Below are 21,850 nucleotides of genomic sequence, written 5' to 3' on the forward strand. Positions count from 1 at the left end.
GGCGCCGTGACGCGCTGACGGGGCCGTTCAGCGCGGCCGTGCCAGCTGGTGGTCCAGATGGGCGCGCACCACCGGCCACTCGGCCGCGGTGATGCTGTAGACGGCGGTGTCGCGCAGCGTGCCGTTGGGGCTGCGCTGGTGGGCCCGCAGCATGCCGTCGAGCTGGGCGCCCAGGCGCTCGATCGCACGCCGGCTCTGGGTGTTCAGCCGGTGGGTGCGGAACTCGACCGCGATGCAGTCGAGCTGCTCGAAGGCGTGGCCCAGCAGCAGGCGCTTGGCATTGGTGTTCAGGCCGCTGCGCTGCACCCGCTGCGCGTACCAGGTCGAGCCGATCTCCACGCGCTGGTTCGCCGCATCGACGTTCATGTAGCTGGTCATGCCGACCGGCACACCGTCGGCGTCGCAGACGGTGAAGGGCAGCATCGCGCCGCGTTCGAGCAGGCCCAGCCGGCGCTCGATCTCGGCGGCCATGCCCTCGGGCTGCGGCACGGCGGTGTACCAGAGCTGCCACAGCGCGCCGTCGCGTGCGGCCTCGGCCAGCGCGCCGGCATGTTCGCGCGCCAGCGGCAGCAGGTGCACATGGGGGCCGGTCAGCGTGACCGGGGTGCAGATCGGGGGCAGGGCGGACATCGTGCGGCGGGGCGGTGGCAGGACGGGATGGGGCAGCGGGCGCGGTGGGCGGGCCGCCCGGCGGGGGTCTCAGCGGTGCTGGCGCTGCATCTGCACCAGCTTCTCGAACAGGTTGAGATCCTGTTCGTTCTTCAGCAGCGCACCGACCAGCGGCGGCACGGCCACCTGCTCGGCCGGCGTGTGCAGCACCTCGACCGGGATGTCCTCGGACACCAGCAGGCGGATCCAGTCCAGCAGCTCCGAGGTCGAGGGCTTCTTCTTGAGCCCCGGCAGCTGGCGCACGTCGTGGAAGGACTTCAAGGCCGCGGCCAGCAGCGCCGGCTTCAGGCCGGGGAAGTGCAGCTCGACGATGCGCTGCAGCGTGGCCGCATCGGGGAACCGGATGTAGTGGAAGAAGCAGCGGCGCAGGAAGGCGTCGGGCAGCTCCTTCTCGTTGTTGCTGGTGATGATGACCAGCGGCCGGTGGCGCGCGCGGATGGTCTCGCGCGTCTCGTAGCAGTGGAACTCCATGCGGTCGAGTTCCCGCAGCAGGTCGTTCGGGAACTCGATGTCGGCCTTGTCGACCTCGTCGATCAGCAGCACCTGCGGCGTCTCGGCGGTGAAGGCCTGCCAAAGCACGCCCTGCACGATGTAGTGGCGGATGTCGGTGACCCGCGGATCGCCGAGCTGGCTGTCGCGCAGGCGGCTGACCGCGTCGTACTCGTAGAGGCCCTGCTGGGCCTTGGTCGTGCTCTTGACGTGCCACTGCAGCAGCGGCCGGCCGAGGGCGCGGGCGACCTCCTCGGCCAGCAGCGTCTTGCCGGTGCCCGGCTCGCCCTTGACCAGCAGCGGTCGCTGCAGGGTCAGCGCGGCGTTGACGGCCAGCTGCAGTTCGGGGGTGGCGATGTACTGGTCGGTGCCGGCAAAGCGCATCGGTGTCGGTCTCGTGGCGGGCGGGACGATCGGCGGTCGGTCGGGCGCGCGTGGCCGGCTGTCCCGTTCCCCGCGCAAACCCCGAAACCAGTATAGGGGGGGGCTTGATACCCTTTCGAGCACTCCTTGATGCCGGTCACGGCCTGCATCCGTGCGCCGTGGGTGCCGCCCGGGTCCGTACGGGGCGGTCGCGGCGCGTCCCGCCCACTCTTCCCACAAGACCCGCCACCCATGACGCTCGCGCGCACCCTGCAGGCCCTGGCTCTCGTCCCGGTCCTGGCCCTGGCCTCCACTTCCACCCTGGCCCAGGGTGATGCCGTCCGCGGGGCCGGCAAGGCGGCGATGTGCATCGGCTGCCACGGCATCGTCGGCTACCAGGCCAGCTTTCCCGAGGTCTACAAGGTCCCGATGATCGCCGGCCAGTCCGCCAAGTACGTCGGCAGCGCGCTGCAGGCGTATGCCAAGGGCGACCGGAAGCACCCGACGATGCGCAGCATCGCCGCGAGCCTCAGCGAACAGGACATGGCCGACCTCGGCGCCTACTACGAGCAGCTCGGTGGGGCCGGGTCCGCGTCGGTGCCGGCCACGCTCGCCCAGCCGCTGCCCGATGCGCTGAAGGACCGCATGGCCGCCTGCACCGCCTGCCACGGGGCGAACTTCAGCGCCCCGATCGATGGCAGCTATCCCCGTCTGGCCGGCCAGCACGCCGATTACCTGTATGCCGCGCTGCGGGCCTACGGCACCGACGGCCGTGCGCTGGTCGGCCGGTCCAACGCGATGATGCGCGGCCAGGTCGTGCAGGAGAGCGAGGGGCAGAAGAAGGCGGTCTTCAGCCCCACCGAGCTGCGCCAGATCGCGGCCTACCTGGCCGGTCTGCCCGGCCAGCTGCAGGTGGTGCCTCAGCCGCGCCTGCGCTGAGCGTGCCGCTCCCGCAGCACCGCACGCTGCGGCGTGTCCGGTGCCGCCATCCGTCGATTTCTCCGCTTCAGAATCCGTCGCACCCGGCCGATAGTCACCCAGGCCATACCGATCATGGGTGCATCCGAGCTTCCTCCCCACTTCCGCCGCATCGGCGTCGCCCAGCTCCGGCTGGGCATGTACGTGCATGCGCTCGAGGGCGACTGGCTCAGCCACCCGTTCTGGAAGACGCGTTTCCTGCTGCGTGACGATGCCGATCTGCAGCGGCTGCAGGCCAGTGCCGTGCCGTCGCTGCTGATCGATCTGCGCCGCGGCTGTGATGTCCAGGCGGCTCCGCCACCGGCGGTGGAGGTCGAGGTCGTGATGGCCGAGGCGCCGGCCGTGGTCGAGGCCATCGCGCCGGCCGCGGCCGATCGGCCGGTCGAGGCGGCCACCGGTGGTGCGCCGATGGCTGCCCCGGTCCAGCCTTCCGCCCCGATGCCCGCGGCCCTGCCGCCGGACCGCAGCCCGGTCCCGCCGATGCCCGCCATGGCCCAGGCCATGGCCGAGGCGCTGCACGAGGCCTCCCGCCTGCGTGAGCGGTCGCGCGAGGTGATGACCGGCATGTTCAAGGAGGCCCGCCTGGGCCGTGCGGTCGATGCCGAGCAGTGCCTGCCGCTGGTCGAGGACATCACCCGATCGGTGCTCCACAACCCGGGGGCGATGGTCAGTCTGGTCCGGCTCAAGACCGCCGACGACTACTCGTACATGCATTCGGTGGCGGTGTGCGCGCTGATGGTGGCGCTCGGCCGCCAGCTCGGACTCGACGAGCTGCGCTGCCGCCAGGCGGGCCTGGCCGGCCTGTTGCACGACCTGGGCAAGGCGGCGATTCCGCTCGAGGTGCTGAACAAGCCCGGTCGGCTCGATGAGCGTGAGTATTCGCTGATGCGCACCCATCCGCTGCGCGGCTGGGAGATGCTGCAGGAGGCCCGCGGCACCGACGAGGCGGCGATGGACGTCTGTCTGCACCACCATGAGCGGCCGGACGGCCGTGGCTACCCGCACGCGCTGGCCGGCGACGACCTCACGCTGCTGGCGCGCATGGGCGCGGTGTGCGATGTCTACGACGCGATCACCTCCAACCGGCCCTACAAGAAGGGCTGGGATCCGGCGTCCTCGCTGTCGCAGATGGCGACCTGGTCGACACAGGGCCAGTTCGACGAGCAGATCTTCCGCCACTTCGTGCGCAGCCTGGGCATCTACCCGGTCGGCGCGCTGGTGCGGCTGGCCTCGGGCCGGCTGGCGGTGGTGTTGGCGCAGAACCCCCAGTCCCTGATCGCGCCGGTGGTGCGCGTGTTCTACGACGCACAGCGGCGTCAGGCCCTGACCCCGCAGGTGCTGGATCTGGCCGCCGACGGGGGCGACCGCATCGTGGACCGCGAATCGCCCGCGCAGTGGAATTTCCCCCACCTCGACGCGATGTGGGCAGGCGAGCACGTGCCCGAGGGTCTGCGCGGGCGCTGACGGACTTCGACGGCCGTCGACCGCCGCTGAAGATGAGGCCGATCAAGGCCGGGAGGCCACCGCAGGCCGGTGGTCCGTCCGATACTGGCGTCGATGCGACCGGAACGGCCGGTCGCCTGACGCCGACGGAGTCCCGACCTTGATCGAATTCACCCTGCCCGACATGAGCTGTGGCCACTGTGTGCGCACCGTCACCCAGACCGTCCAGCAGATCGATGCCACGGCCACGCTGGACATCGACCTGCCCGCGCGCCGCGTGCGCATCGCCTCGGCGCAGCCGGCCGATGCCTTCATCGCCGCGCTGACCGAGGAGGGCTATCCACCGGCTGCGGCCGCGCCGGCAGCCTGATCCCGCGATTCCGCGCCGGTCCGCGGCCCGGCGCTCAGCGGGTCGCGCGCCGCCGCACCGCGTCGATGTAGGCCACGCCGTCGGGCGGCAGACCGCTGCGCTGGCTGGCCCAGATCATCTCGCCCAGGCACTCCATCACCTCGTGGTGGGCCTCGTGCAGCGAGCTGCGTCGGCTGGCCAGCAGCTGTACCGCCTGGCGGATTCCCGTGGGCTGGTCGATGCTGCACTGTTCGGCGATGCTCAGGTGCATCGACAGGTGCAGGAAGGGGTTGGTGCGGCCGTCCTCGACCGTGTAGGCGGCCTGCAGGGCGGCCTCCACATCCGCCAGATCGTCCGCATATTCGGGATGCTCGGCGACCCAGGGGGCGGCCGTGGCCTCCATCGCGTCGAGTGGCAGACCGGCGCGGTGCTTGCGGTACACCTCGCAGAAGAAGCGGCGGACGTCGTGCTGTGAGGGCTGGAACATCCGACAATTGTCGCCACAGTCCCGCCCTTGCAGGGCGGTGCGTCCCCGGTGTCCGCGATCGGCGTGGGGCGCGGCCCGGATCTGCTCCGCTGGCGGCATGCGCGTGGCGGTCGGCCGGGGAGGGTCCGGCCGTCTGTCTCCGGCGGTTTTTTCCTCGTGGCCCAGGCCTCGCAGGGGCTCGTGGCAACGATGGTTCCGATCACCGATCTCTGGTTCTATGCGCTGGCCGTTCCGGCGGCGCTGCTCGTGGGTTTCAGCAAGAGCGGCGTGGGGGCCGGCTTCGGCGCGCTGGCCGTGCCGCTGCTGTCGCTGGCCGTGCCGGTGCCGCAGGCCGCCGCGCTGGTGCTGCCGCTGCTGGTGGTCTCCGACATCAGCGGCCTGCGCGCGTTCTGGCGCGTCTGTGACTGGTCGCTGCTGCGGCCGATGCTGCCGGCGGCGCTGGCCGGCATCGCGCTGGGCTGGTTGAGCTTCGGCTGGCTGAGCCCCCGCCACGTGGCCGGTCTGGTGGGCCTGGTGACGCTGGCGTTCCTGGCCGTGCGTGTGCTGCGCCCGCCGAAGGCCGATGCCCCTCCGCCGTCGACCCGTTTCGGCGTGGCGATGTCGGTGCTTTCGGGCTGGACCAGCTTCCTGGCCCATGCCGGTGCGCCACCGGTGGCCTTCTACCTGCTGCCCCGCAAGCTGGCGCCGCTGACCTTCAGTGCCACCACCGGCGTGCTGTTCGCGGTCATCAACATGTCGAAGTGGGTGCCTTATGCCGCGCTCGGCCTGATCGACCTGCGCCAGCTGGCGACGTCGGCGCTGCTGGCGCCGGTGGCCGTGGCCGGCGTCTGGGTGGGCCTGCGCCTGCTCGACCGCCTGCCGGCATGGCTGTACTACCGCATCTTCGTCGCGGGCATGGCGCTGACCGGCACCAAGCTGGTCTGGGACGGTTTCCTCAGGGCTTGAGCGGGGCGCGGGCCTGCGCCGTCTGTGCTACCTTCATTCCCGAGCGGTCATGAGGGAGTCACGAAGATGGTCCGCAAGATGCTGGTGGTCGACGACCATCCGCTGGTGGCTTCGGCCCTGCAAGCCCTGGTCCGGACGCTGGACCCAGAGGTCGTCTGGTGTTCGGCCTCCGGCATCGGCGAGGCACTCACCCTGTTGTCCACCGAGTCCGGCATCGATCTGGTGCTGCTGGATCTGACGCTGGATGAGGCCCCGGGCATGCAGGGCCTGGCCGCCTTGCGGGCCGCGGCGCCGGAACTGCCGGTCGTCGTCCTGTCGACCCACGATGACCTGCCGGATGTGGTCGCGGCGGTCGATCTCGGCGCCATGGGCTATATCTCCAAGCGCACGGGACCCGAGGAGCTGCAGCGCGCGCTGGCCATCGTGATGGGCGGTGGTGTCTACATTCCCGCCGCGCTGATGCACGGTCTGCAGGTGGCGGCCGCCCGTGCGGCCAGGGCCCTGGCGGACGAGGCGGATGGCGCGTCCCGGGTCGGCGAGCCGCCGGCCGGGCAGGGCGGCTTCCAGGGCGCCCAACCGGTCGCGCCCGTGCCGCCTGCGGCCGATGTCCGGCTCGGGGCCTGGTCCGGCGGGCCGGCGTCCGGCGAGTCCGGCAGCCCCCATGGCCTGACGCCGCGCCAGGCCGAGGTGCTCAATCTGTTGCTGCAAGGCCTGTCCAACAAGCTGATCGCGCGCGAGCTCGGGCTGTCGGTGGAGACGGTCAAGGACCATGTCGCGGCCGTGCTGCGGGCGCTCGGCGTGTCGTCGCGCACGCAGGCGGTGCTGGTCGTCTCGCGTCAGGGGCACGGGCTGCCGGCGGCCGTGGCCACGGGCGCGTCGCGCCTGCGCTGAACGGCCGGTCGTCTACAGGAGCTGCAGCGGTGGCAGGCCGTGGCGGGCCCGGGCGCGGTCGCAGGCCTCGTCGCCGAGGCCGCTGTTGGCGCGCAGTCCGAACTCGCGGCATGGCGAGGGTCGCCACTCGTGGATGCCACAGCTGGCCCGCTCGCCGATCTGGCCGACCAGCGCCGCGCAGCGCGGCCGGGCATGGTCGGTGCCCCGCATGCGGCACAGGGTGTCGCCCAGCCGGTCGGCCAGGCCATCCGGGACGGTGCCGCCCTCGCTGAGGAGCTCGTCCGCGTGGAAATCGACCCGGAAGCTCGCGCAGCAGGCGCCGCAGCTCAGGCAGGGATTGCGGTCATCCGTGGGCATGGCGATGGCGGTGCCGGAAGGTCGGTCAATGGGGGGCGGGCCAGCGACTGTGCGGCGTCAGTGGTCGTCGCGCATGTCGGCGTGCAGGTCGGCCTCGGGCGGCATCTCGTGGGGGGCCGGTGCCGGCAGCGGTGGCTGCGGGGGGGCGGGCAGGCCGTTGGCCCTGGCCGGCAGCGGGGACGCGGCCGGCCCCGCCATGGCCGGGGCATCGCTCGATTCGGCGCCGACGTCCGGTGCCCGCACGACGGTGACGGTGCAGGTCGCGTTGGCCACCACCTCGGCCGAGACGCTGCCCAGGTAACGGCGCAGCATCGAGGCCGCGCGCGCACCCATCACCAGATGGTCCACCTGGTTGCGCTGGCAGAACTCGAGGATGGCGTCGGCCACGTCCGGTGCCTCCAGCACGTGCACCGTCAGGCGACCCTCGGCCAGGCCGAGCGACTTGCTGATCGGCCGCGCCCAGTGCTTGATGCTGACCATCTGCTTGACGTGGCGGCTGCGGCCGTCGGCATCGACCAGGTCGTCCATGCCGATGCGCGCGGTGCGCATCACGCTGATGCAGGCCAGGCGCGCGCCGGGCTCGGTCTGCACCAGGCGGCGCGTCGTCTCACGCAGGCGTTCGAGCAGGGCGCGGGTGCCGTTGTCGACGTCGATGGCCACCGCGATGATCGGGCTGCGGTCGATCTGCTCGGTGGTCTGCGTCGGGCTGACGGTGGGCTCGGCACCGATCGAGAAGAACCAGCGCTTGAAGGTCTTGACCAGGCCGCTCTTCTGCAGCTTCTCGGCCCGGCGGGTCAGCACCACCTCGCCCGGGTTCTGCAGTTCCAGCGCGAGCTGGGCGGCGGTCTGGTAGCGCTTCTCGGCCCGCACCTCCAGGCACTTCAGGATCACCTCCTGCAGCCAGGGCGGGCAGTCGGGCCGCAGCGCGCGCGGCGGTACCGGCTCCATGTAGAGCCGCCGGCGCAGGCCGCGCACCGAGTCGGGCTGGCCGAAGGGCCGCTCGCCGGTGGTGAAGTGGTAGAGCATCACGCCGAGCGCGAACAGGTCCGAGCGCGGATCGCTGCGCACGAACTGCACCTGTTCGGGTGACATGTAGGGCCCGGTGCCCATCGGCAGCGTGAACTCCTCGTCCAGCAGATCCGGCAGGTGATCGTGGCGGGACAGGCCGAAGTCCGCGAGCACGGCGGTGCCGTCGGGGCGCAGCAGGATGTTGCTGGGCTTGATGTCCAGGTGCACCAGGTGCTGGCGGTGCAGGTCGTGCAGGGCGGTGGCCACGCGCGAGCCGATCTCGATGACCTCGTCGAGCGGCAGCGGCGCCTCGTCGAGCCGGCCTTTCAGGCTGCTGCCCTCGATGCGCTCCATCACGATGTAGGGCTGGCGCGTGAAGTCGCCCTTGGCGATGAACTTCGGCACGTGCGGGCCGCCGAGCATCGGCATGATCATCATCTCGACCTCGAAGCCGACGATGGTGGCAGGGTCCTCGCCGCCCTTGATCCGCGGCACCTTCATGATCAGCGGCAGGCGCGAGTCGCCCTGGTGGTTGACCTCCACCACCCGCCATATCTGGGCCATGCCGCCCAGGTGCAGCTTTTCCTCCAGCCGGAAGCCGTCGATCACCTGGCCGACCTGCAGCGCACTCGGCAGCGGGGTCGATTCGGCGGCATAGCCCAGCGAGTTGGCCAGGCGCGAGCTGTCGTCGGTCATCGTCGGTCTTGCGGATCAGGCCCGGTGCGCGGTGGTGTCCATCAGTGGCCGTCCTCCAGGCGGGCGGCCAGGCGCTGGGGCAGCTGGGCGGCGCGGATCTTGTAGCCGGCAGCCTCGTAGTCGTAGGGCACGCGCTGGTAGGTGATGGTGCTGACGGCGGTGTTGAAGATGCCGTAGCAGGCCGCCGGATTGCCGTCGCGCGGCTGGCCGGCCGAGCCGGGGATGATCAGCCACTGGCGGTGGGCCGGCACCGGGATCGGCACGCCGGCCGTCGGCGTGAAGTCGCCGGCCTTGCCGGTGCCCGACAGGTGGAACAGCTTGGGCTCGTGCATGTGGCCGCAGAAGGTGTAGCGGCAGTCGGTGGCGTGCAGGCTGCGCACCGCCTCGCTGCGGCTGTGCACGTACTCCCAGCCGGCAGGCGCCCAGGCGTTGGCATGCACGTAGAGGTGGTTGTCGCGTTCCTGCTGCATCGGCAGCCGCGCCAGCCAGTCGATCTGGTCGGCGTCGAGCTGGCCGCGCGTCCAGTCGATGACGTAGCGGGCCTCCTCGCGCATGCCCGGCGAGCTGCCGCGCACCACCGCCTGGTCATGGTTGCCCATCACCGCCAGCGCGCCTTGTGCGACCAGCTCGCGCACGGTGTCGACCACCCAGCCCGGATCGGCGCCATAGCCGACGAAGTCGCCGAGCAGCACGTAACGGTCCACCTGCTGGGCGCGGGCGTGGTCGAGCACGGCCTCGACCGCCTCGCGGTTGGCGTGCAGGTCGGCAATGAGGGCGATCTTCATGGGGCAGGGGGCACGCCCTGCGTCGGGGCGCGATCGATGAAGCGGGCCCCTCGTCTCCTCGGGACCTCGGTGGAGCCGGGTCGGTGCCGCGCATGGTAGCGCCCGGCGGCCGCCCGTGCCGCGATGCCCCGTGGTGGGCTCAGCCGATGCGGCCGAGCAACAGGTACTCCATCAGCGCCTTCTGCACGTGCATGCGGTTCTCGGCCTCGTCCCAGACCACGCTCTGCGGGCCGTCGATGACCTCGGCCGTGACCTCCTCGCCGCGGTGGGCGGGCAGGCAGTGCATGAACAGGGCGTCCGGCTTGGCGACGGCCATCATCTCGGCGTCCACGCACCAGTCGGCGAAGGCCTGCTTGCGGGCCTCGTTCTCGGCCTCGTAGCCCATGCTGGTCCACACGTCGGTGGTCACCAGATCGGCCCCGCGGCAGGCCTCGACCGGGTCGGCGAAGACCTTCCAGCAGCCCGCATCGGACACGCCGGCGACTTCGGGATTGATTTCGTAGCCGCCCGGGGTGCTGACGTGCACGGTGAAACCGAGGATCTCGGCGGCCTGCAGCCAGGTGTTGGCCATGTTGTTGCCGTCCCCGACCCAGGCCACGACCTTGCCCTTGAGGCTGTCGACCAGCGCCTGCCCCGTGGTGCCGAGCGCGGACTTCGGGCCGCGGTGCTCGACGTAGGTGTAGAGGTCGGCCAGGATCTGGCACGGGTGGTACTCGTTGGTCAGCCCGTTGATCACCGGCACCCGGCTGTGCGCGGCGAAGCGGCGCAGCTTGTCCTGCTCGTAGGTGCGGATCATCACGATGTCGACCATGCGGCTGATCACGCGGGCCGAGTCCTCGATCGGCTCGCTGCGGCCGAGCTGGCTGTCGCCGGTGGTCAGGTGCACCACGCTGCCGCCGAGCTGGTACATGCCGGCCTCGAAGCTCACGCGGGTGCGTGTCGAGGCCTTCTCGAAGATCATCGCCAGCGTGCGGTCGATCAGCGGCGTGTACTTCTCGTAGTTCTTGAAGCGGGTCTTGATCAGCGCCGTGCGCTCGAAGAGGTAGGCGTACTCCTCGGCCCGCAGGTCCTTGAACTGCAGATAGTGCTTCATCAGGCTCATTCCCGGTTTCATCGCGGCAGGGCTCGGTCGTCTCAGGCGGCCGGTGCGGCCAGGAAGTCGCGCATCAGCGGCAGCAGGATGGACAGCAGCTCGTCGACCTCGGCCGCGCTGATGACCAGCGGCGGCAGCAGGCGCACGACCGAATCGGCCGTCACCGAGATCAGCAGGCCGGCGTCGGCCGCGCGCGTCAGCAGCACGCCGCAGGGCCGGTCGAGCTCGACGCCGATCATCAGGCCGTGACCGCGGATCTCGCGCACACCGGTCAGCCCGTCCAGCCCGGCGGCCAGGCCGGCGCGGATGCGCTCGCCCATCGCCGCGGCATGGGCCAGCAGGCCGTCCTCCTCCATGATGCGCAGCGTCTCGATGCCCGCGCGCATGGCCAGCGGGTTGCCGCCGAAGGTGGTGCCGTGGTTGCCCGGCTGGAAGATCTCCGAGGCGCGCGGCCCGGTGACCACCGCGCCGATCGGCAGGCCCGAGCCCAGGCCCTTGGCCAGCGGCATCACGTCGGGCTGGATGCCGGCCCACTGGTGGGCGAACCACTTGCCGGTACGGCCGATGCCGCACTGCACCTCGTCGAGCATCAGCAGCAGATCGTGCTCGTCGCAGATCCGGCGCAGGCCCTGCAGCACCTCGATGCGGGTCGGGTTGATGCCGCCTTCGCCCTGGATGGTCTCCAGGAAGATGGCGACGATGTTCGGGTTGGACGCGACGGCCGCGCGCACCGCCTCCAGGTCATTGATCGGCAGGCGCACGAAGCCCTCGACCAGCGGCTCGAAGCCGGCCTGCACCTTGGGGTTGCCGGTGGCGCTCAGCGTGGCGATCGAGCGGCCGTGGAAGGCCTTGTCGTAGACGATGACCTCGGGCCGGGCGATGCCCTTGCCGTGGCCGAACTTGCGCGCCAGCTTGAGCGCGGCCTCGTTGGCCTCCAGGCCGGAGTTGCAGAAGAACACCTTGTCCAGGCCGGACAGTGCGCACAGCCGCTCGGCCAGCTGCTCCTGCAGCGGCGCCTGGTAGTAGTTGCTGACGTGCATCAGCGTGGCCACCTGCTCCTGCAGCGCCGGCACCAGCTTGGGGTGGGCGTGGCCGAGGGTGTTGACGGCGATGCCGGCCAGGCCGTCGAGGTAGGCCTTGCCCTCGGTGTCCCACACGCGGCAGCCTCGGCCGTGCGACAGCGCGAAGGGCAGTCGGCCGTAGGTGTTCATCACGTGGGTGCTCATCGCGGGGCTCCGGTAAATCGCGGGGATGTTCAGGATCGTGGCATCGGGCCGCGGTGGCCCGGGTGCCGGGAAAGCGGCGGATTCTACGGGGCGGTCCCTGTCATCGCCCGTCTCTGCCGCGTATCCTTCACGGGGCGGGTGTGCGGCCGGCGGCATGGCACTCAAGTGCGGTGCCTAGCGGCCGAAGCTGTCAAAAAGCTGTGTCCGGGCCATTCGCTCGGGCGGTCGTGGGGCCATGCTGCACTGCAGGAAAACCGCGGCACAATCGCGCTCCAGTTTTTTACACCGATCACCGACCGGCGATCGGCCGGGCCGGACGGTGACCCCGCGGCCCGGGCGCGTACGCCGGTCCGCTGCAGACCAGGCATGACGGCCCCGAAACCACGCGAAATCTTCATTCAGGGCATCACCCGTGGTGGCCGTACCTTCCGCCCCAGTGACTGGGCCGAGCGCCTGGCCGGCGCCTTGTCGGTGTTCCGACCCAAGGGCAGCGGCATCGGCGCCCACATCGGCTACTCGCCGTATTGCGTGCCGCGGGTGATCGATGGCGTGAAGTGCGTGATCGTCAACGAGGCGCTGCGCGACGTCGAGCCGATGGCCTGGGAGTTCGCGATGAACTTCGCCCGCGACAACGAACTGCAGATCGTCGAGGCCTGCCTGCTGCCGGACATCCCGCCGCCGGCATCCGGAGGCGGGGCGACCTGAGTGGTGGCTGCGGGTCGTCCCGTGCGCGGGAGCACTGGGCACCCGGGCGGACCCGTCCTGACAGGGTTCTGAATCTGGATCGGACGGTCCGTGAGGCGAGTAGGGATCGCCAAAAGACAAAAGGCCTGCTTGCGCAGGCCTTTCGTTTGCCCGAAAGCCGGATCGGAGCGATCAGGCGGCGATGGACAGCGCCTTGATCTTGGCGGACAGGCGGCTCTTGTGGCGAGCGGCCTTGTTCTTGTGGAACATGCCCTTGTCGGCGATCTTGTCGATCACGGTCTGGGCGTGCTTGAACAGTTCGGCGGGGGCGGCCTTGTCGCCACCGGCTTGCGCCTTGTCGATGGCCTTCTGCACGTTCTTGATGACGGTGCGGAAGTGCGAGCGCAGCGAGGTGTTCGCGGCGTTCAGCTTGACGTCCTGGCGTGCGCGCTTGCGGCCCGAGGCCAGACGCACGGTCTTCTTCTTGGCTTTGGAGGAGGTGGCCATGGTTTTGAGCTCTCCGGCTGCCTGCTTTGGATGCAGGTGGTGAATCGGGCAAAGACGAAGACTATAGCACTTCCTTCAGCGCTTGAACAGCCGCCCCGCTGAAGCAGACCCGGCTTCCTATAATCCGTCCACCATTGCCCTTTCCGTGGCCCGCCGGGCGCGCTGCCGCCCGGTCCGCCCGGGCGTGTGGCGGCTGCGCCGGGCGCGCCGCTGCGACATGAATCTGTTCAAGGCCGTCTTTTCGGTCTCCGCGCTGACCCTGGTGTCGCGCATCACCGGCCTCGTGCGCGAGCAGATCGGTGCCGCCTACTTCGGCACCTCGGCGGTGATGGACGCGTTCCAGATCGCCTTCCGCATTCCCAATCTGCTGCGCCGGCTGTTCGCCGAGGGCGCCTTCTCGCAGGCCTTCGTGCCGTTGCTGGCGGCCACGCGCGCCACCGAGGGCGATGCCGCCACCCGCGACCTGGTCGATGCGGTGGCCACCGTGCTGGCCTGGGCGCTGCTGGGCACCTGCGTGGCCGGCGTGGTGATCGCGCCGGCGCTCGTCTGGCTGCTGGCCTCGGGCTTCGACGCCGCCACCGAGGACGCGGCGGTGCGCATGACGCGCTGGATGTTTCCCTACATCGGCTGCATGTCCTTGGTCGCGCTGTCGGCCGGCGTGCTCAACACCTGGAAGCGCTTCGCCGTGCCGGCGGCCACGCCGGTGCTGCTGAACCTGTCGGTGATCGCCGCGGCGCTGCTGGGCGTGCCGTTGCTGCGCGAGCACGGCGTCGAGCCGGTCTATGCACTGGCCGTGGGCACGATGATCGGCGGTGTGCTGCAGCTGGCCGTGCAGGTGCCGGCGCTGCGGGCCATCGGCATGCTGCCGCGGCTGGGCGGCCTGGCGGCGCTGCGCGCGGCGTGGCGGCACCCGGGCGTGCGCCAGATCCTGGCCAAGATGGGGCCTGCGCTGATCGGGGTCTCGGTGGCCCAGATCTCGTTGATGATCAATTCGCAGATCGCCAGCCATCTGGCGGTGGGTGCGGTCTCGACCCTGGTCTACGCCGACCGCTTGATGGAATTGCCGACCGCCCTGCTGGGCGTGGCGCTCGGCGTGGTGCTGACGCCACAGCTGTCGGCCGCCCGGGCCGCCGGCGATGCCGAGGCCTACTCCGGTCTGCTCGACTGGGGGCTGCGCTTGGTGGTGCTGCTGGCGCTGCCGTGCGCGTTGGCGCTGCTGGTCTTCGGTCAGCCGATGGTGGCGGTGCTGTTCCATCGTGGGGCCTTCGATCCGTCGGCCGTGGCTGCCACCACCTGGGCCGTCGCGGGCTACGGCGCGGGAGTGCTCGGGCTCGTCGGGCTGAAGGTGGTGGCCGGTGCGTACTACGCACAACAGGACACGCGCACCCCGATGCGGGTGGCCATCGGCGCGCTGGTGCTGACCCAGGTGCTGAATGCCCTGTTCATCGGTGGCCTGGGCTGGGGCGTGGGTGCGTTGGCGCTGTCGATCGGCGTGGCGGCCAACGTCAACATGCTGGCCTTGCTGTTCGGGCTGCTGCGCCGTGGCAGCTACCGTCCGCTGTCCGGCTGGTGGCCGTTTCTGCTGCGTGTCCTGGCGGCCTTGCTGCCGATGGGTTGGTGGCTGCATTGGGCCGCCGGCGCCGTCGACTGGCTGGCCCTGGGCGCGCACGAAGGGCGTCGCGCGGCCACCCTGGCGGCGGTGCTGGCTGCGGCCGCCGTGGCCTACTTCGGTACCGCCACGGTCTGCGGTCTGCGCTGGCGCGCGCTGCTGCGCAAGGGTTGAGCGCCTGCCCTCGGCGTAGACTTCCATCCATGACGCCCGACTGGCTGCGCCCGCCCGACACCCTGAAGTACTTCGCCGCCCTGGTGGCGGAGGATGCGGGCTTCGCGCTGCTCGAGGCGGCGATCAGCGTCGGCCAGGACGACAATCCGCGGCTGGATGTCCAGGGTGTCTTGTCCGAGATTGACCGGCTCGGCGGGGCGCTGCGGCGCCGGCTGCCCGCCGATTCGGCGCCGTTGCAGCGGCTGAGGGCGCTGAACCGCTATTTCTTCGACGAGCTGGGTTTTTCCGGCAACGTCAACGACTACTACGACCCGCACAACAGCTACCTCGACCAGGTGCTGACCAGCCGGCGCGGCATCCCGATCACGCTGGCCCTGGTCTACATCGAACTGGCCCAGGCGGTCGGCCTGACCGCCCGCGGCGTGTCCTTCCCCGGCCACTTCCTGGTCAAGCTGCGCTTGCCGGCCGGCGAGGTCGTGATCGACCCGTTCAGCGGCCGTTCCCTGTCGCGCGACGAGCTCGACGAGCGTCTGCAGCCCTTCCGCCAGCGCCACGGTCTGGAGGGGGAGTACGACACGCCGCTCGGGCTGTTCCTCCAGACGGCCGAACCGCGCGACGTGCTGGCCCGTCTGCTGCGCAACCTCAAGGAGATCCACCTCGGTGCCGAGGACTGGCCGCGCCTGCTGGCGGTCCAGCAGCGCCTGGTGCTGCTGCTGCCGCAGGCCATGCAGGAACGACGCGATCGCGGTCTGACCTGGGCCGAGCTCGGTCGTCCGGTCGAGGCCATGGCGGACCTGCAGGCCTATCTGCAGGCCGAACCCGAAGCCGAGGACGCGCGGGCCATGCGCCTGCGGCTGGCCGACCTGGAGCGCGACGACCATCCGCCGCTGCACTGAGGCCCTGGTCACGCCACAGGGGTGGCCGCTGCCGCTGCCCGCCTGTGCGACGGGTGCTGCGGCGCCGCCACCTAGAATGCGCGCCGGCGTGACCGCCTCCCTGTGCGGGCCGTCGCCGGTGCGGCGCTGGTCGGCACCGGCGGTCCGCCCGCGTGACGGCGACCCCGGCCGGCCGCCCCACCGACGATGATCCCGCGTATTTCCCGAAACCGTCTGCTGCTGCTGTGGAGCGTGCCGCTGCTCGTCGCGGCGGTGTGCGCCTGGGCGCTGAAGGCGGTCCTGCTGCCGTTCGCGCTGGCGGCCATGCTGGCCTATGCGCTGCATCCCGCTCTGCAGGCCTTGCACCGGCGCGGGCTGCCGCGGGCGCTGGCCGCGGTGCTGGTCGAGGGGCTGGCCCTGCTGGCGCTGGCGCTCGTGCTGCTGCTGATGGTGCCGGTGCTGGCCCGTGAGCTGCCGCTGATCAAGAGCCAGCTGCCGCTGCTGCTGGACCGGGCCGAGGCCGCCCTCGGGCCCTTGCTGGGCCCGTTCGGCATCACGCTGAAGCTGGACGTGGCCACGCTCAAGGCCTGGCTGGTCGGCCTGCTGGAGTCCAACGAGGACTGGGCCGGCACGCTGCTGGATTCGGCCCGCCTGGGCGGCAGTGCGCTGATGGCGCTGCTCGGCCACCTGATCCTGGTGCCGGTGGTCGTGTTCTACCTGCTGCTGGACTGGCCGCGACTGGTCGGGCGGCTGCACGATCTGGTGCCGCCGCGCTTGCGGGTCGCGGTGCAGGGCTTTCTCGGCGAGTGCGACGCGCTGCTCGGCCAGTACCTGCGCGGCCAGTTGCTCGTGATGCTGGCGATGGCGCTGTACTACGCGGTGGCGCTGGCCGTCGTCGGCCTCGATCTGGCGCTGCCCGTCGGCTTGTTCACCGGTCTGGCCATGGCCGTGCCCTACCTCGGCTACGGCCTGGGGCTGTTGCTGGCGCTGCTGACCGCGCTGCTGCAGTTCGCCGCTTTCGGGCCGGTGGCGGCGGTGCTGCTGGCCTATGCCATCGGCCAGTTGCTGGAGAGCTTCATCCTCACGCCGCGGCTGGTGGGTGAGCGCATCGGCCTGGGCCCGCTGGCCGTGATCTTCGCGTTGATGGCCTTCGGTCAGCTGTTCGGCTTCCTCGGCGTGCTGCTGGCCCTGCCGGCCGCCGCCGTGACGGCCGTCGCCTTGCGCCATCTCGAGGCCCGTTACCGCAGCAGCGTGCTCTACACCAGCGCCGCGCCGCGTGCCGAGCTGGTGCTCCCGAGTGCGGCGGCCGACGTGCCCGGTCCGGCGGAGGAGGGCCGATGACGACGAGCTACGCCCCGATGAAGCAGCTGGCGCTGCCGATCGCGCCGCCGCTCGATGATGATTTCGAGGCGATCGAGATCGGCCCCAACGAGGCGACGATCGAGCATCTGCGCCGTCTGCGCGCCGGCCGTGCGCTCTGGTCGGCCCAGCCGACCCCGCTGTACCTCTGGGGTCCGCCGGGCACCGGCAAGACGCGGCTGCTGCGGGCGCTGGCCAACCAGCACCAGGCCGACGGCCAGCGCGTCGGCTGGTTCCAGCCGGGCAGCCCGCTGCCCTGGACCTTGGACCCTGTCTGGAGCCTGGTCGTGCTCGACGATGTGCAGGACCTGGACGCCGGCCGCCAGCACGCGGCCTTCTCGCTGTTCATCGACGCCGGCACGCACGGCGTGCAGTGGGCGGCGGCCGGCAGCCTGCCGCCGGTGGACCTGCCGCTGCGCGAGGACCTGCGCAGCCGCCTCGGCTGGGGCGACATCCACGCCCTGCAGCCGCTGACCGAGTCCGACACCCGCAGCGCGCTGCGGCGCGAGGCCGCCCGCCGCGGCATCGAGCTCGGCGACGAAGTGATCGACTACCTGCTGACGCGCCTGCGGCGCGACATGAGCCACCTGATGAACCTGCTGGACCGTCTCGACGGCTACGCGCTGGCTGAACAGCGCGCCGTCACCATCCCCTTGCTGCGCAAGATGCTGGCCGAGGAGGGCGCATGAGCCCCCCCGCTTTCGTGCCGCACGCCGTCGACCCGGCCGGCCCGCGCATCGCGCTGTTCGACCTCGACGGCACGCTGATCCCCGGCGATTCCGACCAGGCCTTCGGCGAGTTCATGGTCACTCTCGGCTGGGCCGATGCGACCACGCACCGGGCGCGCAACAACGCGTTCTACCAGCAGTACCTGGACGGCGTGCTCGACATCGACGAGTACGTCGCCTTCTCCACCAGCGCCTGGCGCGAGCGCACGGCCGAGGAACTGGCCTGGGCGCAGCAGCGCTTCATGGCCGAGATCATCGCGCCGCAGCTCACGCCGCAGGCGCGCGCGCTGGTGCGCCGTCATCAGGACGCCGGCGATCGGGTGCTGATCGTCACCGCCACCAACGTGGTGGTGACGCGGCCGATCGCCGACGCCTTCGGCGTGCCCGAGCTGATCGGCATCGAGGTCCAGCGCGACGCGCAGGGCCGCTACACGGGTCTGATCGACGGCACACCGTCCTTCCGTGAAGGCAAGATCGCGCGTGTGGAGGCTTGGCTGGCCGCGCGCGGTCTGCGCTGGGACCAGCTCGGCCACAGCGTGTTCTACAGCGATTCCACCAACGACCTGCCGCTGCTCGAGCGCGTGCAGGAGCCGGTGGCCACCAACCCGGGCCCCGGCCTCGAAGCCATCGCGCGCGAGCGCGGCTGGCGCATCCTCCGTCTGTTCGACCGATGATCAAGAACCTCATCAAGCGCCTGCTGGGCCAGGGTGGCGCACCGCGCGCCACCGCCGTGGCGGCTGCCGCGTTCGCCGCCGACGCTCCCGTCAGCCGTGCCCGCATCCCGTTGGGTCGCCGCGTCGAGATCCCGGCCTCCGAGCACGGCATCGATGCCCGCCTGGTCGATGACCGCGCGGTCAAGGTCGTGCGCACCCTGCAGGAGGCGGGCTACGAGGCCTACGTCGTCGGCGGCGCCGTGCGCGACCTGCTGGTCGGCCGTCGTCCGAAGGACTTCGACGTCGCCACCAACGCCACGCCCGAGCAGGTCAAGGGCCTGTTCCGGCGCGCCTTCATCATCGGCCGGCGCTTCCGCATCGTCCACGTCGTCCACGGCCGCGGCCGCGAGCACGAGGTGATCGAGGTCTCGACCTTCCGGGCCTACCTCGACAACAGCGAGGCGCTGCCGATCGCCGGCAACGAGAAGACGCACAAGGCCGCGCTGGCCGACTCCGCCCATGCGGTCGACGCCAGCGGCCGCGTGCTGCGCGACAACGTCTGGGGTCCGCAGATCGAGGATGCCGCCCGCCGCGACTTCACCGTCAACGCGATGTACTACGACCCGCAGACCCAGGTCGTCGTCGACTACCACGGTGGCCTGACCGATCTGCGTGCCGGCCTGCTGCGCCTGATCGGCGACCCGCTGACGCGCTACCGCGAGGACCCCGTGCGCGTGATCCGCGCGATGCGCTTCGCGGCCAAGCTGGGCTTCGGCTTCGAGCCGGCCACCGCCGCGCCCTTCGCCGAAGTGGCGCCGCTGCTGGCCAACGTGCCGACCTCGCGCCTGTTCGACGAGATGATCAAGCTGCTGCAGACCGGCCATGCGCTGGACAGCATCGAGACCTTGCGCACGCACGGTCTGCTGCGCGGCGTGTTTCCCATCCTCGACGCCGTCTACGACGAGGCGCGCACCTCGCCCGAGCAGCAGGACTTCATCCGCCTGGCGCTGGCCGACACCGACCGCCGCGTCGGCGAGGGCAAGCCGGTGGCGCCCAGCTTCCTGCTGGCCGCGCTGCTGTGGCACGAGGTGCTGGCCGGCTGGCGCGAACGCACCCGCGCCGGCGAGCACCTGGTGCCGGCGCTGCAGGCGGCCATCGACGCCGTCTTCGACGCGCGGGTGGGCGACATCTCCGGCCGCGGCAAGCTGGGCGCCGACATGCGCGAGATCTGGATGATGCAGCCGCGCTTCGAGCGTCGGCAGTCCGGCCCGGCCTACACCCTGGTCGAGCAGGCGCGGTTCCGCGCCGGTTTCGATTTCCTGCGCCTGCGTGCCGACGTCGGCGAGGCGCCGGCCGAGCTGGCCGAGTGGTGGGAGGACTTCTCGCTGGGCAGTCCGGATGACCGTGAGGCCATGCTGCAGGCGGCGCGCGAGGCCCAGCGGGCCGGCCAGCGCCGGGCGCCGGGCCGTGCGGCCCAGCCCACCCGTGTGGCCGCCGATGGCGGTGTGCCCGGGCCGGCCGACGCGCTCGACGCGGCCGATGCGCCGGACCTTGCGGAGGGTCCGGACGACGCCGCCGAGGACGCGGCCGACGAGGGCGCTGACTTCGACGCCCCGGCCGAGTCCGGCAACCCGGCCCGCAAGCGCCGTCGCCGTCGGCGCAAGCCGCGCGCGGGTGGTGCCGCAGGCGAGGGCGGTGGCGAGAGCGGTGGTGAAGGCGTCGTGGCCTCCGGCCCGGCTGCCGACGCGTGAGTCCGCGCGGGACCGAGGGCGTGCCCGCGGCGCCGGGTGACGGCCGGATGGTGGCCTGGATCGCGCTGGGCGCCAATCTGGGGGACGCGCCGGCCACGCTGCGGCGGGCGCGGGCCGCGCTGGCCGAGCGGGCGGCGTCCGACGGCCGGGTGCCGGCCAGTTCCGGCCTGTGGCGCAGCGCCCCGGTCGACGCTGGCGGTCCCGATTTCCACAACGCCGTGCTGGTGCTCGACACGGCGCTGGCGCCGCTGGACCTGCTGGACCTGTTGCAGGCCATCGAGGCCGAGCACGGGCGCGAGCGGCCGTACCGCAACGCACCGCGCACGCTGGACCTGGATCTGCTGTGGCACGGCGGCGCCGTGCGTCTGGACAGCCCGCGGCTGATCCTGCCGCATCCGCGTCTGCACCAGCGCGCCTTCGTGCTGCGGCCGCTGCTGGAGCTCGACCCATCCTGGGCACTGGACGACGGCCGTGCCGTCGCCGATGCCCTGGTCGACGTGGCCGATCAGCGCATCACGCGCACGGCCGGTGCCGACTGGATGCCGCTCGCCTGACATGCCCACCTTGCTTTCCGGCTGGTTCCAGGCCTTGGCGCAGTGGCCGGTCGCCGTGCAGACCGGCGGCCTGCTGCTGCTGAGCAACCTCTTCATGACCTGGGCCTGGTACGGCCATCTGCGGGCCCATGCCCACAGCCCCTGGTACGTCGCCGCGCTCGTCAGCTGGTGCTGGGCCCTGGCCGAGTACCTGCTGCAGGTGCCGGCCAACCGCATCGGATTCGCGGCCGGCTACAGCCTGGCGCAGCTGAAGATCTCGCAGGAGGTGATCACGCTGGCAGTCTTCGTGCCGTTCTCGGTGCTGGTGATGGGGCAGCCGCTCAAGCTCGACTACCTTTGGGCGGGTCTGTGCCTGATGGGCGCGGTGTATTTCATTTTTCGCAGTTGACGGCTCAGGCGCCATGCGCCCGGCCTTCAGGGGATGTCCGGCATCTCGCCTACAATCCCCGGATGACGGGCTCATGACAGCCCGGTGACAACCCGGCCGCGGCATCCGTCCGCGGCCGTTTTGCGTCTGGAGAACTCCCCATGCTGTTCGGCAAGCTGCTGCCTCGTGAAGGCAACTTCTTCGAACTGTTCAACGAACACGGCAAGTACATCGCGGAGGGTGCGCGCGCCTTCATGTCGATGGTCCAGTACTACAGCGACCCCGGTCTGCGCGAGAAATACGCCGCCGACGTCGACAGCGCCGAGAAAAATGCCGACCGCATCACCGGCGAGGTCAACCGGCTGCTGCACAAGACCTTCATCACGCCGATCGACCGCGAACAGATCCACGGTCTGATCAACGCGATGGACGACGTGCTCGACCTGCTGCAGGACTCGGCCGAGGTGATGCAGCTCTATGACCTGAAGCAGGTCAGCGAGGACGTGCTGCGCCTGGGCGAGATCTCGGTCAAGTGCTGCGAGCGCGTGCAGCACGTGGTCAGCCTGCTGCCCAAGCTGAGCCAGGCGCAGGTGGCCGATGCCGCCGTCAAGACCTGCGAGGAGATCGACCGCCTCGAGAGCGACGCCGACCGCGTGATGCGCTCGGCCATGAGCAAGCTGTTCCGCGACAACATCGACGTGCGCGAGCTCATCAAGCTCAAGGCCGTCTACGAGCACCTGGAGTCGATCTCCGACCGCTGCGAAGACGTCGCCAACATCGTCGAAGGCATCGTGCTGGAGAACAGCTGAC

At 71.0% G+C, this 21,850-nt stretch carries 24 protein-coding genes; 15 read left to right on the plus strand and 9 right to left on the minus strand.

Annotation, left to right across the window (positions count from 1 at the left end):
- Window positions 1-27 precede the first annotated feature (27 nt).
- Together AACH11_RS07220 and AACH11_RS07225 are read right to left on the minus strand one after the other, a co-directional pair.
- Window positions 28-630 carry a GNAT family N-acetyltransferase gene (locus AACH11_RS07220; RefSeq protein ID WP_341373520.1) on the minus strand — a complete coding sequence of 201 codons (603 nt, stop codon included), beginning with the start codon at window positions 628-630 and terminating at the stop codon, window positions 28-30.
- 69 nt (window positions 631-699) lie between these two features.
- Window positions 700-1,542: an AAA family ATPase gene (locus AACH11_RS07225; RefSeq protein ID WP_341373521.1), complete on the minus strand. Its 843-nt coding sequence runs from the start codon at window positions 1,540-1,542 to the stop codon at window positions 700-702.
- 231 nt (window positions 1,543-1,773) lie between these two features.
- On the opposite strand from AACH11_RS07225, the gene AACH11_RS07230 reads away from it, so the two are divergent.
- From AACH11_RS07230 to AACH11_RS07240, 3 genes are all read left to right on the plus strand, one after another.
- Entirely contained in the window at window positions 1,774-2,460 is a 687-nt protein-coding gene (locus AACH11_RS07230; protein WP_341373522.1) for a c-type cytochrome, read from the plus strand.
- Between the two features lie 114 nt (window positions 2,461-2,574).
- Window positions 2,575-3,963 carry a cyclic di-GMP phosphodiesterase gene (locus AACH11_RS07235; RefSeq protein WP_341373523.1) on the plus strand — a complete coding sequence of 463 codons (1,389 nt, stop codon included), beginning with the start codon at window positions 2,575-2,577 and terminating at the stop codon, window positions 3,961-3,963.
- A gap of 139 nt (window positions 3,964-4,102) precedes the next feature.
- Entirely contained in the window at window positions 4,103-4,312 is a 210-nt protein-coding gene (locus AACH11_RS07240; RefSeq protein WP_341373524.1) for a heavy-metal-associated domain-containing protein, read from the plus strand.
- A 34-nt stretch (window positions 4,313-4,346) separates the two neighbouring features.
- On the opposite strand, the gene AACH11_RS07245 is transcribed toward AACH11_RS07240, so the two are convergent.
- Entirely contained in the window at window positions 4,347-4,778 is a 432-nt protein-coding gene (locus tag AACH11_RS07245; protein WP_341373525.1) for a DUF1841 family protein, read from the minus strand.
- 189 nt (window positions 4,779-4,967) lie between these two features.
- On the opposite strand from AACH11_RS07245, the gene AACH11_RS07250 reads away from it, so the two are divergent.
- Both AACH11_RS07250 and AACH11_RS07255 read left to right on the plus strand, forming a co-directional pair.
- Window positions 4,968-5,723, plus strand: coding sequence for a sulfite exporter TauE/SafE family protein (locus AACH11_RS07250; protein ID WP_341373526.1), 756 nt, complete (start codon window positions 4,968-4,970; stop codon window positions 5,721-5,723).
- A gap of 66 nt (window positions 5,724-5,789) precedes the next feature.
- A complete protein-coding gene (locus tag AACH11_RS07255) occupies window positions 5,790-6,614 on the plus strand; it encodes a response regulator (protein WP_341373527.1) in 825 nt (274 codons plus the stop codon).
- Between the two features lie 12 nt (window positions 6,615-6,626).
- On the opposite strand, the gene AACH11_RS07260 is transcribed toward AACH11_RS07255, so the two are convergent.
- The 5 genes from AACH11_RS07260 to AACH11_RS07280 form a co-directional block, all read right to left on the minus strand.
- Complete coding sequence (locus AACH11_RS07260) at window positions 6,627-6,971, minus strand: YkgJ family cysteine cluster protein (RefSeq protein WP_341373528.1); 345 nt, start codon at window positions 6,969-6,971, stop codon at window positions 6,627-6,629.
- A 57-nt stretch (window positions 6,972-7,028) separates the two neighbouring features.
- Window positions 7,029-8,675, minus strand: coding sequence for a protein kinase domain-containing protein (locus tag AACH11_RS07265; RefSeq protein WP_341373529.1), 1,647 nt, complete (start codon window positions 8,673-8,675; stop codon window positions 7,029-7,031).
- 41 nt (window positions 8,676-8,716) lie between these two features.
- Entirely contained in the window at window positions 8,717-9,460 is a 744-nt protein-coding gene (locus AACH11_RS07270; protein ID WP_341373530.1) for a metallophosphoesterase family protein, read from the minus strand.
- 139 nt (window positions 9,461-9,599) lie between these two features.
- On the minus strand, window positions 9,600-10,574 hold the full coding sequence (gene argF / locus AACH11_RS07275) for an ornithine carbamoyltransferase (protein WP_341373531.1): 975 nt from the start codon (window positions 10,572-10,574) through the stop codon (window positions 9,600-9,602).
- A gap of 20 nt (window positions 10,575-10,594) precedes the next feature.
- The gene (locus AACH11_RS07280; RefSeq protein ID WP_341373532.1) at window positions 10,595-11,779 is read right to left on the minus strand and encodes an aspartate aminotransferase family protein; all 1,185 of its coding nucleotides are present in this window, start codon (window positions 11,777-11,779) and stop codon (window positions 10,595-10,597) included.
- Window positions 11,780-12,145: 366 nt separating this feature from the next.
- Between AACH11_RS07280 and AACH11_RS07285 the strand changes: the two genes are divergently transcribed.
- Window positions 12,146-12,484, plus strand: a complete 339-nt coding sequence (locus AACH11_RS07285; protein ID WP_341373533.1) for a DUF3579 domain-containing protein — start codon at window positions 12,146-12,148, stop codon at window positions 12,482-12,484.
- Between the two features lie 171 nt (window positions 12,485-12,655).
- Here the strand turns inward: AACH11_RS07285 and rpsT are convergent, their stop codons facing one another.
- The gene (rpsT, locus tag AACH11_RS07290) at window positions 12,656-12,970 is read right to left on the minus strand and encodes a 30S ribosomal protein S20 (RefSeq protein ID WP_341373534.1); all 315 of its coding nucleotides are present in this window, start codon (window positions 12,968-12,970) and stop codon (window positions 12,656-12,658) included.
- Between the two features lie 217 nt (window positions 12,971-13,187).
- On the opposite strand from rpsT, the gene murJ reads away from it, so the two are divergent.
- From murJ to AACH11_RS07335, 9 genes are all read left to right on the plus strand, one after another.
- Window positions 13,188-14,753, plus strand: a complete 1,566-nt coding sequence (gene murJ / locus AACH11_RS07295; protein WP_341373535.1) for a murein biosynthesis integral membrane protein MurJ — start codon at window positions 13,188-13,190, stop codon at window positions 14,751-14,753.
- A gap of 29 nt (window positions 14,754-14,782) precedes the next feature.
- Window positions 14,783-15,649 (plus strand): SirB1 family protein, encoded by an 867-nt coding sequence (locus AACH11_RS07300; RefSeq protein WP_341373536.1) that lies wholly within the window; start codon window positions 14,783-14,785, stop codon window positions 15,647-15,649.
- A gap of 186 nt (window positions 15,650-15,835) precedes the next feature.
- Complete coding sequence (locus tag AACH11_RS07305; RefSeq protein WP_341373537.1) at window positions 15,836-16,969, plus strand: AI-2E family transporter; 1,134 nt, start codon at window positions 15,836-15,838, stop codon at window positions 16,967-16,969.
- Window positions 16,966-17,676: an HdaA/DnaA family protein gene (locus AACH11_RS07310; protein ID WP_341373538.1), complete on the plus strand. Its 711-nt coding sequence runs from the start codon at window positions 16,966-16,968 to the stop codon at window positions 17,674-17,676. The genes AACH11_RS07305 and AACH11_RS07310 overlap by 4 nt, the downstream gene beginning before the upstream one ends.
- Complete coding sequence (locus tag AACH11_RS07315; protein ID WP_341373539.1) at window positions 17,673-18,389, plus strand: HAD family hydrolase; 717 nt, start codon at window positions 17,673-17,675, stop codon at window positions 18,387-18,389. The genes AACH11_RS07310 and AACH11_RS07315 overlap by 4 nt, the downstream gene beginning before the upstream one ends.
- Window positions 18,386-20,119 (plus strand): polynucleotide adenylyltransferase PcnB, encoded by a 1,734-nt coding sequence (pcnB, locus tag AACH11_RS07320; RefSeq protein ID WP_341373540.1) that lies wholly within the window; start codon window positions 18,386-18,388, stop codon window positions 20,117-20,119. The genes AACH11_RS07315 and pcnB overlap by 4 nt, the downstream gene beginning before the upstream one ends.
- Window positions 20,120-20,166: 47 nt before the next feature.
- On the plus strand, window positions 20,167-20,673 hold the full coding sequence (folK, locus tag AACH11_RS07325; protein ID WP_341373574.1) for a 2-amino-4-hydroxy-6-hydroxymethyldihydropteridine diphosphokinase: 507 nt from the start codon (window positions 20,167-20,169) through the stop codon (window positions 20,671-20,673).
- A gap of 1 nt (window position 20,674) precedes the next feature.
- On the plus strand, window positions 20,675-21,061 hold the full coding sequence (locus tag AACH11_RS07330; RefSeq protein ID WP_341373541.1) for a DMT family protein: 387 nt from the start codon (window positions 20,675-20,677) through the stop codon (window positions 21,059-21,061).
- A 140-nt stretch (window positions 21,062-21,201) separates the two neighbouring features.
- Window positions 21,202-21,849: a DUF47 domain-containing protein gene (locus AACH11_RS07335; RefSeq protein WP_341373542.1), complete on the plus strand. Its 648-nt coding sequence runs from the start codon at window positions 21,202-21,204 to the stop codon at window positions 21,847-21,849.
- Window position 21,850 lies beyond the last annotated feature (1 nt).

The sequence above is a fragment of the Pseudaquabacterium rugosum genome, assembly GCF_038066575.1.
Taxonomy (GTDB): domain Bacteria; phylum Pseudomonadota; class Gammaproteobacteria; order Burkholderiales; family Burkholderiaceae_C; genus Pseudaquabacterium; species Pseudaquabacterium rugosum.